We start from the raw sequence: 17,059 nt of genomic DNA on the forward strand, positions 1-17,059 counted from the left end.
GGGGCTCACTCGGGCAGAGGTTGTCGCAGCGCGCGCCAGGATCCCGGGCTTATCAAACGGCGCCATAAACAAGGGGCGGCCATGGCCGCCCCTTGTCATAGCCGTCTCGTTCTCAGTGGGAAGAGTCGTTGGCCTTGCACTCGTCGGAGTCCTTGTTGGCTTCCCACCAGGGCAGCAGCTCGCGGCCGAGCCACTGCTGGTAGGCCTCGCTGTCATTGGCAATCAGCTGGTCCAGCTCTGCTTCGAAGGCGCTCATGGCCTGCTCTCGATCCGGGCCTCGCAGGGCCCGGGCCATGGCCAGCCAGCTGGCGCTGCGACCGGTCTCGTTCAGGAAGCGGTGCACGGTGTAGGACCAGGAGTAGACCATCTCGCCGCCCTTGTCGTAATCCAGATGCAGGATGTCGGCCAGGGCCGGACGATCGCTGGCCGGGCGGCCGGCGACGTTGTCCAGACCACGGGTGAAGCACTGGCCGTGGGCGATGAATTCCGCCAGCCCTTCCGACCACCAGGTGGTGCGGTTGAGCGGGTAGTGGCCGAAGCTGCCGTACTGGTTGAAGCGGCCGTCCAGGTAGTGCACGTACTCGTGGCGCAGGTTCCACACCTGGAACGCTGGGCGCTTCCACTCCGCCTCGTAGGCGAAGAAGCGGGCCTGGTTGCCGGGGCGCGCCGGATCCCCTTCGAGGTAGATGCCGCCGTTGTCGGTGGAGACGCCGCCGAACAGAGCACTGCCGTAGCGTTTCCAGTCGGCAGAGGAGTTGAAGAGCACCAGTTCCAGCGCCTCGTTGTGATCATCCGCCACCGGCTGCCAGCCGGTCTCCATCTGCTGGTGGAACTGCTGCTCTTTGGCACCCAGCTCACGACAGATGCCCTCGGCCTGGCTCATGGTCAGGTCCTGGGCCCGCAGGCGCAGGGTCGGCGAGCAGGTGTGCTCGAAGGGCAGCACGTCCTCCACCAGGACAGGGGTGCAGAGCCCGGCGAAGTCACCGCTGATGCAGGCTTCGCTGGTGCGGTCCGTGTAGGTCAGGTAGTAGGTGGAGAGGGTCAGCGACATGTCTTCCAGCAGGTCCTGGCTCTGCTGGCCACCGGGGATCAGGTCGTGGTGGCGAACCAGTGCGATGACGGAGTCATCCAGCAGGGTGCGATAGCCGTCGAGCTCGTCCTGTCGGGTGTAGCGGGCGACCCGGTAGAGGCGGGTGTAGGCATCCAGCACGTTGTTGAGCAGGAACAGATCGGCGCCATCCCTTCCTTGCCACAACGCGAGCTCGCTCATGGCGAGGGCGTGCAGCTGCTTGCGCAGCTCGCCATCCTGCTGGCGGAAGTCGTTGGCGAAGGGGTCGCTGTAGTCGCTGGCGAAGTCGAGGAAGTTGAGCAGATCGAACAGACCGGTCGCCCAGGCGTGCTGGCCGTTGATCTCGCTGGCATGGCGGGTGCTGTAGGCCAGCATCTGGTTGAATTCGCCGAGCAGGGTGCCAAAGCGGCTCTGCACTGCCGGGCTCTTGAACTGACCGTGCAGGGCGATGCTCCAGGCACCCATGACGGCACCTACCTCGTCGCTGGCCTGCTCCGGGAAGAGCAGCGGATGGGCGCCCAGCGCGGTCAATGCCTCGGCCAGCGCCTCGGCGGCAGCCGGGCCGTCTTCCTTGTGCTTGCCGTAGTTGTGGTAGTTGTGGGCTCGCACGTATTCCAGCAGCAGCTTCATGGCCGGATGGGCCGGCTGATTGGCCGCCAGCAGGCTCTGGATGCCGCGCGACACGGCCAGCAGCTTGGTGTCATCGTGACCATAGTTCTCCTGCCAGACCGGCGCAGGCTGGCCACTGGCATCCTTTACTATCTTGGCCGCTTCGGCGTCCAGCAGCTCGGTGCCCGGCAGATCCGGCTCGGAACAGGCGCGGCCGTCGGTACGGCGACAGTCGAGCTGCTCCTCCTTGCTGGCCAGCACGATGGGGCGGTTGAGCACCCGGCTCTCCTGCCACTCGGTTGTTTCCGGCAGGGTCTGCCATTCGCTGCCCCCCACCGGGTATTGATAGCCGGTGTCCTTCAAGACCACCTGCACTTCGCTGCCGGCGGGCAGGGTTTGACGGCACACCCGGTAGCTGATGGTCTTGTCCCCTTCCTGACGGGTCTGGGGTTCATCGCACTCCTGCTGGGCCTTGATCTCGTCCAGTTGCCAGCTGTACTGGCGCCAGACGTGCAGCTCGCTCACCTGACGGGCGGCCTGGCTGCCCGCGATGGGCTGCAGGCGGAAGAAGATCTGCTCGAGGCGACCATCCCGTTCGTTGGGGGTCTCTTCCAGCACCTTCAATTGCTGCCAGTTTTGCGGCTGGTACTGCCATGCCTGCTCGGCGCAGCGACCTTCGGCGTTGAGCTCACAGCGATCCAGCTCCTGCTCGCTGTGACCCAGGATGACCCGCTCCGCCAGCGGCAGACGATCCTGACGGGGCGCGGTCGGGGTGCCCGCCAGCGGCTCCCAGCGGCCCTGCTTCATGCCGTAGCCATAGTCATAGCTGCTGGCCGGGACGGCCTTGCCGGCCGGTACCACCTCTTCACAGCTGAGGTAGCGGATCTGCCAGCCCTGCTCGATCTTGAGTTGCGGCTCGCCGCACTGCTGCTCTGCCAGCGCGGCCAGGTTGGCATCGCGCCAGTCGAAGCGGCGATACACCCTCAACTGCTGATAAGGGGCGTCGCCACTGCGGGCGCTCAGTTCAAAGGTCACTTCGGTGAGACGATCCCCCAGCTGACGGCTGGATTCGCCTTTGAGTTGATACTGTTGCCAGTCGGAGGGGGAGTAGTCAGCCAGCGCCGAGGTGTCGAGCAGGCAGGAGGCTGCCAGGAGCAGCAGCCGGGTAGAGAGGTGCTTCATCATGATCCCTTTGGTGGATGGAGAGGCGTGGGGACCAGAGAGGCTATTGGGCTCCAAAGGAATATCAATTGGCCAGATGGCGCAGTGAAATGATGCATTCGGGAGCAAACAACATAAAAACAGCCCCAAAGGGGGCTGTGTTGATAGCAAGGACTCCGCCCCATATGGGGGAGGCGTCACTCCTCTTGTCGCAAACTGCGGGCGAGCAGGGTGCGGGAGGGTTTCAGATTGCCGCCGAGATCCGGCCAGGGATGCCACTGGTCCGGCACCATGAAGCCGGGTAACGACAGCCTGATCCAGGCGGCCAGCTCGGCAGGGGGGGCCGGTTCGCCGTGCCAGTCGATGAAGGCGGCGGGCCTATGCCCCCACTCGTCGCTTGGCACCGGCACCACCAGGGCCTGGGCCACGGCGGGGTGATCCACCAGCCGCTGCTCTATGGTCTCGGGCTGGATGTTCTCCCCTCCCGAGATGAAGAGGTTGTCGAGCCGCCCCTCCACCACCAGATCGCCCCCCGGAGTGAGGCGGCCCTTGTCCCGGGTGTGGAACCAGCCCTCTTCATCGAGGGGGCGCACCAGCTCGCCCTCCCTGAAATAGCCGGCAAACAGGGTCTCACCGCGCACGCAGATCTCCCCCTGGCGGATGCAGACCTCCCGCCCCGGCAGCGGGCGACCCACCACGCCGGCGGCGCAGGGTTGCCCGGTACAGACCTGGCTGCCCATCTCGGAGAGGCCATAGCTCACCTTGGGCTCCAGCCCCAGAGCGGTCAGCCGGTTGACCAGGGGCGCCGGGATGGCGGTGCCCCCGAGCAGCAGCTCTCGCACCCGGGTGCGGGATGGGTCGAAGCCCTGTGCCAGCAGGCGCCAGAGCTGGGTCGGCACCAGCGAGAGGTGGGTGATGGGCTGATCCTCGAGCCGCGCCTTGAGGGGCCGGGTGCGATCGTCCAGCACCAGGGCGGCTCCCACCAGGAAGACCCGGAACAGGATGGCGTAACCGCCGACGTGAAATAGTGGCAGGGAGAGCAGCCAGCCGCAGGCTTCGTCCAGGGGGATCAGGGTGGCGGAACCCCGGGCCGAGGCGAGGTGGTTGGCGAGGCGGTGGACCACCGCCTTGGGGGTACCGCTGGATCCCGAGGTGAGGATCATGTTGTTCGGCTGGTCGGGTACCAGCGGGGACTCCCCATCTGCGGCCAGCTCGCCCGTGAAGTCGAGGCTGAGGGCTTGCCAGTCGCCCGCCGGGATCTCGCCTGCCGACCAGAATGCCCGGGCCTCGAGCTGGCTCGCCAGTTCGCGGTGTCTGGTTGCCGGAAAGGCGGGATTGAGGGGGCAGAAGACGATGCCGCTGCGCACGCAGGCCCAGGCCAGCAACACATCCTCCAGGGCGCCGCGCACCACGGCGGCGAGATGATCTCCCCGTTCCAGCCCGGCCCGGGCGAGCTGATTGCACAGGCTGTTGAGGCGCAGGTCGAGGCGCTGGTAGCTAAGAGGCTCCCCGCTGTGGATGGCAATGCGATGAGGGGCCAGTGTCGCCCAGCGTCGTACCGGGCAGGTTTCCTGCCGTGGGATCTGACGGGTCACCATGGATCAGTCACGGTGAAACAGGGGGTCCATCCTGCCCGGATCGGGTTGCCCCTGCTTGTCCAGCAGATCCCTGGCCAGCCAGCGGCGGGTATCGAGGCCAGGGGCCTGATCCGGCGCCCACTCCCCCGCGAGGCGGGCGAGCTGACCGAGGCCGAGACCGGACTCGAAACAGGAGGAGACGATCACCTTGAGCTTTAGTTCGCGAGCGCGGGCTACCAGGGCCTCGCTGTTGGCCAGAGCGCCGAGCAGGGTCGGCTTGAGCACCAGGGCACGCAGTTGCGGGATGGGCTCCCAGGGCTTGCCCTGGGCCAGCAGTTCGTCCAGCGCCACCGGCATGCCGGTGCGGCTGGCGACGAAGGCGATGTCCTCGAAGTCGGCGCACAGATCTTCGAGGTATTCGATGCGATTCGGATCCAGGTGGCCGCAGAAGGCCCAGGCCTCCTCGCGGGTCCAGCCCTGGTTGGCGTCCAGGACCAGCTTGAGGTTGGGGCGCCGATCGAGCAGCAGCCGGATCAGCGCCAGCTCGTCGCGCATGGGGTAGCGGGCTACCTTCAGCTTGGCCTTGAGGGGGGTCTCGTGCAGCCACTGTTTCCAGTTCTTGAGCAGCTCCTGGGGGGAGCCCTGGATCAGCGGATAGGGCTCGGGCAGGGGGGCACCCTGCTCGGGCCAGCTACGACGGGCGCAGTCGAGCCCGAACTGCACCGAGGGCAGCTGTGGTGTCGGGGTCTGTCCCCGCGCCAGTTGCGCCAGACAGTCGAGGGCCTCGGCCTGGGCGTCGGCCAGGGTCTCTTTGGAAAATCCTGGCAGGGGGGCTATCTCCCCCCAGCCATCATCGATGCGTACCAGCAGGCCCTCGCGCGCTACCTGCAACTGACGATGAAAGGCCAGGGGCTGGGTAAAGGGCAGTTGGTAGCGGTAGAGGGCGAGTGTCATCAGGGATTCCGCTTGTATTTGGAGAAGTCGGGACGGCGTTTCTCGTTGAATGCGTTGCGCCCTTCCTGACCCTCTTCGGTCATGTAGAACAGCATGGTGGCATTGCCTGCCAGCTCCTGCAAACCGGCCTGGCCGTCGCAGTCGGCGTTGAGGGCCGCCTTCAGGCAGCGCAGGGCCATGGGGCTGTGTTGCAGCATCTCGCGGCACCAGCGCACGGTTTCACGCTCCAGCTCGGCCAGGGGCACGACGGTGTTGACCAGCCCCATGTCGAGGGCCTGTTTGGCGTCGTAGAGGCGGCAGAGGAACCAGATCTCCCGAGCCTTCTTCTGACCGACGATGCGGGCCATGTAGGAGGCGCCCCAGCCGCCGTCGAAGGAGCCCACCTTGGGGCCGGTCTGGCCGAACTGGGCGTTGTCGGCGGCGATGGTCAGGTCGCACATCATGTGCAGCACGTGGCCGCCACCGACGGCGTAGCCAGCCACCATGGCCACCACGGGTTTGGGGCAGGTACGGATGTCACGTTGGAAGTCGAGCACGTTGAGGTGATGGGTGCCTTCATCGTCCTTGTAGCCACCGTAGTCGCCGCGGATCTTCTGGTCGCCGCCGGCGCAGAAGGCCTTCTCGCCGAAGCCGGTGAGGATGATGGAGCCGACCTTGTCGTCGTAGCGGGCATCGGCCAGGGCTTGCAGCATCTCTTTCACGGTACGGGGGCGGAAGGCGTTGCGCACCTGGGGACGGTTGATGGTGATCTTGGCAATGCCCTCTGGGGACTTGTGATAGAGGATGTCCTCGTAACCGGCGGAGCAGTCGTGCCACTCGACAGGGGCATAGAGCTCGGCTTCCGTCATTGCTTCAATCATGGATCTTCTCTTCTGGTTGATGAGCCCACTCCCGCAGGAGCCGGGCAAAGGTATCGGGCTGGCTTGTGTGCAGATTGTGTCCGCCATCCAGAGCCAAGTGTTTGATATTGCAGCCTTGCTTTACCAACTGGCAAGCGAGGGCATGGAATTTGTGATCCCGGTTGCCGGAGATCCACTGCACCGGCAGCCGGGTATCCCGAAGCCAGGGGGCGAGATCCGGCTGCCGTCCCAGGGACGTGGCCCTCAGCATGGCGGCCACGGCCTTGCCGTCGTTGCCAAGGCGGCGTGCGGCCTGGCGGGTGCGGGCATCGTCGTCCAGGTCGGCGAAGACGCCTTGGCGGTACCAGTCGGCAAGCACCCGGGCCAGGGGCTCGCACTCGAAACGCCGGGCCCAGGCTTCATCGTGAGCGATGCGGGCCGGACGTTCACCGGCAGGCAGCCCGGGGTGGCAGTTCTCCAGCAGCAGGGCCTGCAACCCCGCCGGGGAGTGGCTGGCGTGATGAAGCGCGAGCCGCCCCCCCAGCGAATACCCCACCAGCCGGTAGTGGGCGATATCCCGTGCGGCCAGCTCGTCGCAGAGCCAGCGATGGGCCTCGTCAAAGCCGCTCACCCGCAGTGTCCGGTTGCGGCCGTGGCCCGGCAGATCCAGGGCATGGCACGGGACGCCGGGCAGGGCCTGGATGACAGGTCGCCAGTCGTCGGCGTCCCCCAGCAGGCCGTGCAGCAGCACCAGCGGCACGGCGGGATCAGAGACCACGGATAGCGGCTCCCAGTGCCTTGAGATCCTCGGCGACTTCACTGCTCGGTACCTTGATTTCAATCAGGGTTACCCCGTTTTTCAGGGCTGCGGTATAGTCCCGCTCAAATGCGTCGAGGGTGGTGGGGGCCCGGTAGTGCAGGCCGAACATGGCGGCGGCGTGCTCGAAGTGCAGGCCGTGGGGCAGGCAGTAGTAGGTCTCCAGCAGGGCGTCCTGGGTGGGCACAGGCAGCATGCGAAAGATGCTGCCGCCGTCGTTGTTGAGCAGGATCACCACCAGGGGGCGGCTCCCCTTGCCGAGCAGCGCCAGGCTGTTGAGATCGTGCAGGGCGCTGAGATCCCCGAGCAGCAGGGTGGTGGGCTCGCGACTGTCAGGCGGGACCGACTGTGCGAAGCCGTATGCGGTGGCGATAAGGCCATCGATGCCGGAGGCGCCGCGGTTGGTCATCACCCGGCTGGGGCCCTTGCCCACCTCGCCCAGCATGTCCATCAGCCGGGCCGGCATGCTGTTGCCGACGAACAACTGACCCTGGATGAGCTGATTCAGGCGGTGGCACACCCCGAGCTCCGAGAAGCGATCACAGGCGGTGCGGATCTGCTGGCTGATGGCCTGCTGGCGCGCGGCCAACTGGTGCCAGGGCTGCTGCGAATGGGGGATTGGATGGGCAGCCGCAAAGGCGGCGGGGTCGCACACCAGGCGACGGCGCAGCCGGTAGTCGGGGTCGAGGCGTGCCGGCTGCGGGTCCACCAGCCAGTAATCCTGCCAGGGGTGTTGTTTGATGAACTGGCCGAGGCGCTTGGAGATGAGGCGGGCGCCGAATTGCAGCAGTACCTCGGCGCGGGCCAGCTCGGCCACGAAGTCGCTGTGTTGCAGGGCGAGATCCGTGTGGACGAGGTTGCGATCATCAAAGCGGATCTGGCTTTGCAGATCCGCCAGCAGGGGCCAGCCGAGGCTGTCTGCCAGCTCGGCCACCGCCTTGCCTTGCACCGGATCCTGGATGCGCCCGGCGACGATGACACCGCGCTTGCCCTTCAGCTCCTCCCAGTCCGGCTGGGCGGGGCAGCCCGGCTCGCCCACCAGCCAGGGGCTCCAGGGCTTGGCCGAGTGCAGCCAGTCGCCGAGGGGCGCCAGGTAATCGGAAAAGTCCAGATAGTGGTCGCCGGGGTAGAGGGGCTCAGGGTACATGCAGTTGAAGTGCACCGGCCCCGGGGTGTGCGCCTGTCGTGCCAGGGCCTGATCCACCGAGCTCAACACGAAGGCCGCCGGAATGGTGGGAGTGGGGCTCGGCAGATTTTGCTGATAGACGGGGTAGCGACCGAAGATCCCCGGCTGATCGATGGCCTGGTTGGCCCCGTTGTCGATGAGCTCGGGTGGCCTGTCGGCAGAGAGAATGATGAGCGGGACCCCGGTGAGCTGGGCTTCCGCCACCGCGGGCCAGAGGTTGGCCACCGCGGTGCCCGAGGTCATGATCACCGCCACCGGGCGGCCGCTCCCCTTGGCCAGCCCCAACGCCATGAAGCCCAGACCCCGCTCGTCGAAGTGCAGATGGCGGCGAAAGCCCGGGTGGGCTGCGGCGGCCATGGTGAGCGGCGCCGAGCGGGAGCCGGAGGCCAGGGCGATGTCGCGCACGCCGAGGCGAAAGAGCTCTTCCAGCAAGAGGGAGGACCAGACATGGTTGAAGGTGGCGTGATGGCTGGCAAAGGCGTGATGCGCGGACACGTGGCTGGCGGACATGAAGCTCTCGCAGTGAGGAGTCGGTGAGAAACGCTATCCCAGCAGGGAGAGCACGTTGGCGATCTTGTTGTCGAGTTCAGCCCACTCGGCGGCGGGCTCCGATCCCGCCACTATGCCGGCACCGGCGAACAGGCTGATGCGCTGGCCCCTGATCCGGGCGCTGCGAATGGCGACGGAGAACTCCGAGGTCTCCCGGCTCAGCATGCCGCAGGCACCGGCATACCAGCCGCGATCATGGGGCTCGCATTCACGGATGAAGGCGAGCGCAGCCTCGCGGGGGGCGCCCCCCACGGCGGGAGTGGGGTGCAGGGCAGCCAGCAGTTGCCAGTCGCAGACGCCGGGTTTGAGCTCGGCCTCGATGTCGCATTTGAGGTGTTGCAGCAGCCGCAATTTCAGAATGCGCGGCTCGGTCAGGGTGGCATCGGTCGTGAGGGGGGCCAGGCGGCTGAGAATGTCGGCGTGAACCAGCCGGTTCTCCAGCCGGTTCTTGCTGTCGGCCAGCAGCTCGGCGGCCAGGGCCGCGTCGGTCGCCTCATCCCCGGAACGGCGAATGGTGCCTGCCAGCGCCTCGGTAAAGAGGTGGCCCTTCTCCCGGCGGTAGAGGCGCTCGGGGGAGCAGGAGATGAAGCTCTGCTCGGGGGAGAACTGGAAGCCGAAGTGGAAGCACTCCTGGGCGTGGCGAGCCCACTGTGTCAGCAGGGACCAGGGGCAGAGTGGCGCATCGTGCGCCTCGCTCTGGAGCAGGCTCTCCCGCGACAGCACCACCTTGGGGGTGCGGGCCTGGAAGTCGGGGGCCGTGACCTGCTCCACCAGGGTCTGCCACTGGGCAGGGCCCGGCAGGTCCTGGCGCTGCCATGGCCGCTTTTGCAGGACGGGCAGGGGGGCCTCGGGTTGCAGGGCATCGAGCGCCGCCTCGGCGGCGCAGAGTTCGGCTTCGAATGCGTGACCCTCTTCCCGGGCAGGCAGCCAGAGATTGAGGCAGAGGCTGGTGCACTCCCCCCGGCGTACCAGCTCGATACGGGGCAGCACGAAGCGGCAGGGGCCAAACCCCTGCCAGCCGGGCAGATCCGGGTCGAACGCCAGGCCACCGTAGTAGCGAGGGCTGTCTTCACTGGCCGTGCCGGCAAGGTCGCAGACCCGCTGGATATCCTCCGGCCGCGTCAGCTCGTGGATGGCGCCAAGCGCCACGTACTCCGGGCTCTGTTGCCCTCTGGCGTGCCAATAGATGCGGGGGTAGAGCGTCTGGGCCGCCAACCAGCCGGGAAAGACGTCGACGTGAGCGGCCACGCGCAGTCGCACGAAACCGCTGACAGTGCTGTGACGCAGGGCGTCCAGTTGTTGCTTGAGGTGGGTCTGAGCCAACATGGATGTCTAGTCTGAGCCGGATAATCGCGATCGCTCCGGGGGAGGATGGCGCAGGTTGATGCCAAAGGGCGACGATTTCCTATATATTATGTGCCCATTCGTCCATGTAAATTGCCCGGGGGAGCCGACGCCCCCGCGCAGCCAAGTATACCTAAATCCGGTTCGATAACCCTTAACACGATCAATATCTGATTGTTTGGCCATCACAATATGACAAATACCTTCTCTGTTTGGTTGCTGGCGGCGCGTTTGCGAACTCTGCCCCTGGCGTGCTCCTCCATCTTGCTGGGCTCGGGGCTGGCAGCCAGCCGGGGAGCGTTCGACGGCACCATCATGGGGCTCTCCCTGCTGACCGCCATCCTGCTGCAAATTCTCTCCAATCTGGCCAACGACTATGGCGATGCGGTCTCCGGTGCCGACAACGGGGAGCGGATCGGTCCCCAGCGCGCCGTGGTTTCCGGCCTCATCACCCGGCACCAGATGTGTGTGGCCATGGGGCTGACCGCCCTGGCGGCCGTGGTGAGCGGCCTCTCCCTGCTGGTCTGCGCCTTCGGTGAGGCGTGGCAGCAGATCCTGACATTCATCCTGCTGGGGGGAGCGGCCATTGTCGCGGCCATCACCTACACGGTGGGCAAGAGCCCCTACGGCTATCGCGGCTTCGGGGACATCTCGGTGTTCCTGTTCTTCGGCCTGCTGGGGGTGCTCGGCTCCTACTACCTCTTCACCCATAGCCTGGAGTGGGACCTGTTGCTGCCCGCCACCGCCTGCGGCCTGCTGGCGACTGCCGTGCTCAACATCAACAACGTGCGGGACATCGAGACCGATGCCGCCAGCGGCAAGATCACCCTGGCGGTGCGCCTTGGCCGCAACCGGGCCATCGCCTATCACTGGGTCTTGCTGGGGGCGGCGCTGCTGGCGACCATCGCCTTCCTGCTGACTCAGCCTGCGAGCCTCTGGCCCTGGATCTTCCTGCCCGCCATGAAGCCCCTCACCGATGCCGCCCGCACCCTGCGAGAGAGTTTCGATGGCGAGGTGCTGACCGGCGCCCTCAAGAAGACCGCCATCAGCGCATTTCTGTTCAGCCTGCTGCTCTCTGCCGGGCTGGCGCTCACCTGAGGCCGACGCGTTTGGCAATGAAAAGGGCTCCCGAACGGGAGCCCTTTTTGCTGATGTGTCGATGCGTTGTTGTTTCATCAGACCGATGTGATGATCGCCAGGGGAGGAGCATGCCGCCAGGCGAAGGATGGTGCCAGGTGATGCAGACGACGAGGGCCCCCGACAGGGAGCCCTCGTGTGCATGAGGCGTGCTTGCCCCTGGATCAACTTGCCTGGGCCACGGCCGTGCGGCGAGAGAAGAAGAGACTGTCCAGCAGCCAGATGGCAACCATGGAGGCCCCCACCAGCGGGAAGCAGATCCCGAGCACGACCAGCACCGCGATGGCACCGCCCATGGGAGGCAGCTTGGCGGGCAGGGGCGGGGCGGCGAGGCGACCACTGGGACGGCGGCTCCACCAGATCCAGAGCCCGCTCACCGAGCTTGCCAGAATCATCAGGCAGATGAGCAGCATGACGAGCTGGTGCGGCCAGCCGTAGAGCTTGCCCATGTGCAGCATGACGCCGGTTTCCACCGTCTTGGCGACCGGGCCGTAATCCTGCCAACGCACGTCGACCAGCACCTTGCCGCTGTATTGGTCGATGTGCAGGGTGGCGTCGTTGCGGGGATCATCGGCAAAGATGGCGATGGTATAGACGCCGGTTTCACCGACCGGGGGGGTGATGCTGTAACCCGGGCTGACCCCCCGCTCGTTGGCGATGTCGACCACCTGTTGCAGCGGAATGCGATGGCTGGCCATGACCATGCCCTCGTGTCCGCCGCCATGGGTCATGGCGCTGTGATCATGGCTCTCTGCCGTGGGTTGGGAGCTCGGCATGGGCAGGGTCTCGGCCCCCCAGGAGACGGTCTGTTCGTGAGCCTGGTTGAGGCTGCGGGTGAGGGGAGCCGACTTGGGCACCTCGTTCCACATGGCCGCAGGGAAGCGGTTCCAGACATCGGCGAACTGGCCGCCCCAGAAACCGGTCCAGGTCATGCCCGTCAGCAGCAGCAGCAGCAGGAAACCTGCGCCCCAGAAGCCGACCACGGCGTGCAGATCACGCCACCAGAGACGGCCGCGCTGGTGCATTCTCGGCCAGAGGATGCCCCCCACACCCGGTCCCTTGCGGGGCCACCAGAGATAGAGTCCGCTGACGAGGAGCACGATTCCCCAGCCTGCGGCCAGCTCGATCAGGCGATCTCCCGTGGTGCCAAGCATCAGCTCCGCATGGAGAGCGCGCGCCACCGCCTGCAGGTTCCACTTGTTGTCCATGGTACCGAGCAGGGCGCCGTTCGCGGGATCCATGAAGAGGGTCAGCTCCTGCCCTTCACGCATCACGACTATCTGGGCGCTCGCGTCCGCTGCCACCGGGGGCAGGTATTTGCGCAGGCTGGCGTCCGGCATGGCGATGGTTGCCTTGGCCAGCAGCTGGTCAGCACTCAGGGTCTGGGTGGCGGGCGTCACCTTCATCAGCTGGGGGTAGAGCAGGTTGTCCAGCTGCGGCTTGAACAGATAGACGATGCCGGTGAGGGAGAGCAGGATCAGGAAGGGGGCGACGAAGAGACCGGCATAGAAATGCCAGCGCCAGATCCGTTGGTAATAACTTGCGTCTTGTTGCTTCATCGTTGATCCCTGGGTGAACGCCAAAAGGTTTCAGTAGGTGGAATGTTTTGAGTGGCGCGGATAATAGCAGCAACGTTTTGTTAACTGCAACAGAACATGTCGAAGAAATGTACATTCCGCCATCGGGGTAAAAACGGGGGGTGAATGGCGCTTTCCGTTCACAATGCGGGGAGCTTCATGGACTTTTCGGGGATAAATTCTTACTTTGTGGCAACACAGGGCATATCAGCCGCAGCGAAGGACTCAAGGCAGGAGGTGAACGTGCAAGCACACGGCCATTTTGAGATGCAGCGACAAGGGCAACTGCTGATCTGTCGGCCGAGCGGCCCTTTCAACCTGGCAGGCGCCATGGCCTATGAGGGCAAGTTCAGCCAGCAGATAAGCCGTTTGCAGGGAGCCCCCTGGGGCATCGTCGAGGTCGCGACCGAGTTCGAGGCCGCCGGCCCCGAGGTGCTGGCCCGTTTTCGTCGCCAGTTCAACTGGTGCGCCACCCATGGCTGCGCCTTTCTGGCGGTGGTCATGATCGGGGATTTCAAACGTTATCTGGCGGATCACGTCTTCAGCGAGCTTCCCTTTCAGGAGGTGCGCTATTTCGAGGAGGAAGCACAGGCCATCCACTGGCTGACACAGCGCCTCGAGGGGCTGCAAGGCAAGGAGATCCACGTCAGCGCGGGTTGAACCTCCCGTTTATTCCAGCCTGATGAACCACTTGTCCCGTTCGTCGAGGCAGTCGGGCTCCCCCATCTCGAATTCACGGCAGATAAGCGGCCGTACCTCGTAGATGCGACACATCATGGTGTTGCGGTCGAGGGCGGCGCACCAGCCATCTTCCAGTCTGTGCATCACGGGCACTTCTCCTTCCCGTTCCTCGATATAGCGGTCCGGCACGCCGGTGTCGGTGAAGAGCATCACCTCGAGGCGGCAGCAGCAGGCTTCGCAGTTCTGGCAGCTCACATCGCTCTGGATTGCTTGGGTCATGTCACCTGTCTTGCCGCATGGCGGCGAATGATATGAAACAGGCGCCTGTCAGGCGCCTGTGGTCTGGCCGGGCGTGTGAAATACCTTAGCCCAGTTTGCGGGCACGGTAGCTGCGCCCCTTGATCTTGCCTTCCTGCAACCGCTTGAGGGCGGCGCTCGCCACCTGGCGCTTCACCGCCACGTAGGAGTACTGCTCGGAAATCTGGATCTTGCCCACATCGGCCCCGGCAATGCCGCCTTCGCCAGTCAGGGCGCCGAGGATGTCACCGGCACGCACCTTGCTCTTGCGGCCCGCATCGATGGAGAGGGTCACCATCTGCGGCGCGATCGGCTTGATGTCGCGGCCGATCCCGGCCAGGTCGCCCTGGGGAATGGGGGCCTGCTGGTACTCCTCGATGAAGTTGACGCGCTGGGCCTCGTTCGGCTGGTAGAGGCTCAGGGCCAGGCCCTGCTGGCCGGCGCGGCCGGTACGGCCGATGCGGTGCACGTGCACCTCGGGGTCGTAGGTCAGCTCGTAGTTGATGACGGCCCCCAGCTCCTTGATGTCGAGGCCGCGGGCCGCCACGTCGGTGGCGACCAGTATGGTGGCGCTGCCGTTGGCGAAGCGCACCAGCACCTGATCCCGCTCACGTTGCTCCAGATCGCCGTTCAGCGCCAGCGCCGAGAAGCCCTTGGCAGCCAGGTGATCGGCCACGTCGTTGCAGGCGCGCTTGGTGTTGCAGAACACCACGCAGGAGCCCGGCTGGTAGTGGCTGAGCAGCCAGGTGAGGGCATCGAGGCGCTGGCCGGCCGGCACTTCATACAGCTTCTGTTCGATGGCGCTCTCTTCATGCAGGGACTCCACGCTCACCTCCACCGGGTTGCGTTGCACGCCGCGGCTCATCTGGGCGATCCCTTCCGGATAGGTGGCGGAGAACAGCAGGGTTTGCCGGTCCCGCGGGGCGTGGCTGATGACGCGGTTGATGTCTTCGCCAAAGCCCATGTCCAGCATGCGATCCGCTTCGTCCAGCACCAGCGTCTTGAGGTCGTCGAGCTCAAGGGTGCCCTGCTCCAGGTGCTTGAGGATCCGGCCCGGGGTGCCGACGGCGATGTGGGCGCCAAAGCCCAGGGTGGCGGATTGCGGTGCGGTCGGGGTGCCGCCGCACAGGGTCACCAGCTTGACGTTGGGCAGGGTGCGGGCGAGACGGCGGATCTCGGTGGCCACCTGATCCGCCAGCTCGCGGGTCGGACAGAGCACCAGCGCCTGCACGGCCAGCCGGTTGACGTCCAGCTTGGCCAGCAGACCCAGGCCGAAGGCCGCGGTCTTGCCGCTGCCGGTTTTCGCCTTGGCGATCAAATCTTTGCCGTCGAGCACCAGGGGCAGGCTCTGGGCCTGGATCGGGGTCATCTGCAGATAGCCCAGGCTGGCGAGGTTGTCCTGCAGGGCGGAGGAGAGGTTCAGGCTGCTAAATTCGCTGTTGTTCACAAAAGGACTCTATGTCGGAAAATCAGAAATGGGGGGGCGCGGTGCGCAAGGGGGCGCATCATACCAGAATGTGCCGCCGGATGCGGTGAATATTTGAACGGTTGGTGTCATGGGTTGCCGATGGAGGCTTCTGTCTGCGTTGGCGGGCTTGCGGTATGTAAAAAGAGCACAATGGAACAGGGTGGTCATGGCCAGATCATGATGAATGGCGAGAAAACGTTTTTAATTAAACATGTCCTGGTGATGATGAGTCATCGGAGGATGCCATATGGGATATGGCCGTTATGAAATATATATATGAATGAGGAATAAAATTAATGAAAGAGCATAACTTATTGTTTTTGATTTATTTTTAAGCTTTCTCAATGACGATTAATAATCATGTGTCTTGGCAATTAATTTAAAAACGTTTGTATTATTCCGCATGCATATTTTTACCGCGGATTGTGATGATTCTCTGATTTTTAAATATGCAGTTCTTTATGATGGCGCCGGTCAAAAATAACAATTCAATGGGTGCTACTGGTATGGAATACGTTCATTTCGTGCTCGGACTCGTGATGGTCCTGGCATTGGCGTTGCTGGCAAACCGCCGCAACTGGAAACAGATCAAGCTGCGTTACATCGGCCAGCTGCTGGTGGTCGAGCTGGCGCTCGCCTGGTTCATGCTCAACTCCGAAGTGGGTCTGGCGGTGGTGGGTGGCTTTGCAGCCGGCTTCACCAAGCTGATGGAGTTTGCCAAGCAGGGGACCGACTTCGTGTTCGGCGGTCTGGTCAACGAAGGGGCCTTCTCCTTCTTCCTGATGGTGCTGATGCCCATCGTCTTCATCTCCGTGTTGATCGGCATTTTGCAGTACATCCGTCTGCTGCCCATCGTCATTCGTGGCATCGGCACCGTGCTGGCCAGGATCAACGGCATGGGCAAGCTGGAGTCCTTCAACGCCATCAGCTCCATGATCGTCGGTCAGTCCGAGAACTTCATCGCCCTCAAGAACATACTGCCGCACCTGAACGAGAAGCAGATGTACACTCTGGCGGCGACGGCCATGTCCACCGTCTCCATGTCCATCGTCGGTGCCTACATGCAGCTGATCGAGCCGCGCTACGTGGTGGCCGCGCTGGTGCTCAACATGTTCAGCACCTTCGTGGTGCTCTCCCTCATCAACCCCTACGAGCCCGACAATACCGTGACCGATGCCAAGGCGCTGGCCGAGGGTGACGAGCACCACACGCCGAAGAAGGAGAACTTCTTCGAGATGCTGGGGGAATACATCATGGCCGGTTTCACCGTGGCGGTGATCGTCGGTGCCATGCTGGTGGGCTTCATTGCCCTGATCGCCCTCATCAACTACCTGTTCGAGGCGGCGTTCGGCGTCAACTTCCAGCACGTCATGGGCTACATCTTCTATCCCGTTGCCTGGATCCTGGGCATCCCGGGCAGTGAAGCGCTGCAGGCCGGCTCCATCATGGCGACCAAGCTGGTGACCAACGAGTTTGTGGCCATGATGGATCTGGGCAAGATTGCCGCCGAGCTCTCCCCGCGCACCGTCGGCATCCTCTCCATCTTCATGGTGTCGTTCGCCAACTTCAGCTCCATCGGCATCATTGCCGGTGCGGTGAAGGCGCTCAACGAAGAGAAGGGCAACATGGTTTCCCGCTTCGGTTTGAAGCTGGTCTATGGCTCCACCCTGGTGAGCCTGCTCTCCGCCGTCATCGCCGGTGTGATGATCTAGGTCCTCCCTCCGCGCTGCTCATGACGACCCCCTGCCTTGGCAGGGGGTCTTTTTTTGGGCAGATGAGCGGGTGAACAGAGGA

At 64.5% G+C, this 17,059-nt stretch carries 13 protein-coding genes; 3 read left to right on the forward strand and 10 right to left on the reverse strand.

Going from position 1 to position 17,059, the window contains the following annotated elements:
* Window positions 1–112: 112 nt before the first annotated feature.
* The 7 genes from AB5Y53_RS01190 to AB5Y53_RS01220 all read right to left on the reverse strand — a co-directional run bounded on the left by AB5Y53_RS01190 (window position 113) and on the right by AB5Y53_RS01220 (window position 10,087).
* On the reverse strand, window positions 113–2,860 hold the full coding sequence (locus AB5Y53_RS01190) for a collagenase (protein WP_368180992.1): 2,748 nt from the start codon (window positions 2,858–2,860) through the stop codon (window positions 113–115).
* A 176-nt stretch (window positions 2,861–3,036) separates the two neighbouring features.
* On the reverse strand, window positions 3,037–4,437 hold the full coding sequence (gene menE / locus AB5Y53_RS01195; RefSeq protein WP_368180993.1) for an o-succinylbenzoate--CoA ligase: 1,401 nt from the start codon (window positions 4,435–4,437) through the stop codon (window positions 3,037–3,039).
* Window positions 4,438–4,440: 3 nt separating this feature from the next.
* Window positions 4,441–5,370, reverse strand: a complete 930-nt coding sequence (menC, locus tag AB5Y53_RS01200; RefSeq protein WP_368180994.1) for an o-succinylbenzoate synthase — start codon at window positions 5,368–5,370, stop codon at window positions 4,441–4,443.
* Window positions 5,370–6,218, reverse strand: coding sequence for a 1,4-dihydroxy-2-naphthoyl-CoA synthase (gene menB / locus AB5Y53_RS01205; RefSeq protein WP_010672740.1), 849 nt, complete (start codon window positions 6,216–6,218; stop codon window positions 5,370–5,372). Before menB ends, menC begins: the two co-directional genes overlap by 1 nt.
* 4 nt (window positions 6,219–6,222) lie before the next feature.
* On the reverse strand, window positions 6,223–6,987 hold the full coding sequence (gene menH / locus AB5Y53_RS01210; protein ID WP_368180995.1) for a 2-succinyl-6-hydroxy-2,4-cyclohexadiene-1-carboxylate synthase: 765 nt from the start codon (window positions 6,985–6,987) through the stop codon (window positions 6,223–6,225).
* Window positions 6,977–8,722 (reverse strand): 2-succinyl-5-enolpyruvyl-6-hydroxy-3-cyclohexene-1-carboxylic-acid synthase, encoded by a 1,746-nt coding sequence (gene menD / locus AB5Y53_RS01215; protein ID WP_368180996.1) that lies wholly within the window; start codon window positions 8,720–8,722, stop codon window positions 6,977–6,979. Before menD ends, menH begins: the two co-directional genes overlap by 11 nt.
* A 33-nt stretch (window positions 8,723–8,755) precedes the next feature.
* Window positions 8,756–10,087: an isochorismate synthase MenF gene (locus AB5Y53_RS01220; protein ID WP_368180997.1), complete on the reverse strand. Its 1,332-nt coding sequence runs from the start codon at window positions 10,085–10,087 to the stop codon at window positions 8,756–8,758.
* A 210-nt stretch (window positions 10,088–10,297) separates the two neighbouring features.
* Here AB5Y53_RS01220 and AB5Y53_RS01225 point away from each other — a divergent pair, with 210 nt between their 5' ends.
* Window positions 10,298–11,203 (forward strand): 1,4-dihydroxy-2-naphthoate polyprenyltransferase, encoded by a 906-nt coding sequence (locus tag AB5Y53_RS01225; RefSeq protein WP_029313608.1) that lies wholly within the window; start codon window positions 10,298–10,300, stop codon window positions 11,201–11,203.
* Window positions 11,204–11,406: 203 nt separating this feature from the next.
* Here AB5Y53_RS01225 and AB5Y53_RS01230 read toward each other — a convergent pair whose 3' ends face one another.
* Entirely contained in the window at window positions 11,407–12,801 is a 1,395-nt protein-coding gene (locus AB5Y53_RS01230) for a PepSY domain-containing protein (RefSeq protein WP_010672746.1), read from the reverse strand.
* 255 nt (window positions 12,802–13,056) lie between these two features.
* Between AB5Y53_RS01230 and AB5Y53_RS01235 the strand changes: the two genes are divergently transcribed.
* Window positions 13,057–13,479 carry a hypothetical protein gene (locus tag AB5Y53_RS01235; protein ID WP_128345657.1) on the forward strand — a complete coding sequence of 141 codons (423 nt, stop codon included), beginning with the start codon at window positions 13,057–13,059 and terminating at the stop codon, window positions 13,477–13,479.
* A gap of 9 nt (window positions 13,480–13,488) precedes the next feature.
* On the opposite strand, the gene AB5Y53_RS01240 is transcribed toward AB5Y53_RS01235, so the two are convergent.
* Together AB5Y53_RS01240 and dbpA are read right to left on the reverse strand one after the other, a co-directional pair.
* Window positions 13,489–13,779 carry a YkgJ family cysteine cluster protein gene (locus AB5Y53_RS01240; RefSeq protein ID WP_039039772.1) on the reverse strand — a complete coding sequence of 97 codons (291 nt, stop codon included), beginning with the start codon at window positions 13,777–13,779 and terminating at the stop codon, window positions 13,489–13,491.
* A gap of 85 nt (window positions 13,780–13,864) precedes the next feature.
* Window positions 13,865–15,244 (reverse strand): ATP-dependent RNA helicase DbpA, encoded by a 1,380-nt coding sequence (gene dbpA / locus AB5Y53_RS01245; RefSeq protein WP_039039771.1) that lies wholly within the window; start codon window positions 15,242–15,244, stop codon window positions 13,865–13,867.
* Window positions 15,245–15,771: 527 nt separating this feature from the next.
* Here dbpA and AB5Y53_RS01250 point away from each other — a divergent pair.
* Window positions 15,772–16,977, forward strand: a complete 1,206-nt coding sequence (locus AB5Y53_RS01250; protein ID WP_041214374.1) for a NupC/NupG family nucleoside CNT transporter — start codon at window positions 15,772–15,774, stop codon at window positions 16,975–16,977.
* The last annotated feature ends 82 nt before the right edge of the window (window positions 16,978–17,059 follow it).

This window comes from Aeromonas sp. R7-5 (genome assembly GCF_040908015.1).
GTDB classification, from domain to species: Bacteria; Pseudomonadota; Gammaproteobacteria; order Enterobacterales; family Aeromonadaceae; genus Aeromonas; species Aeromonas caviae.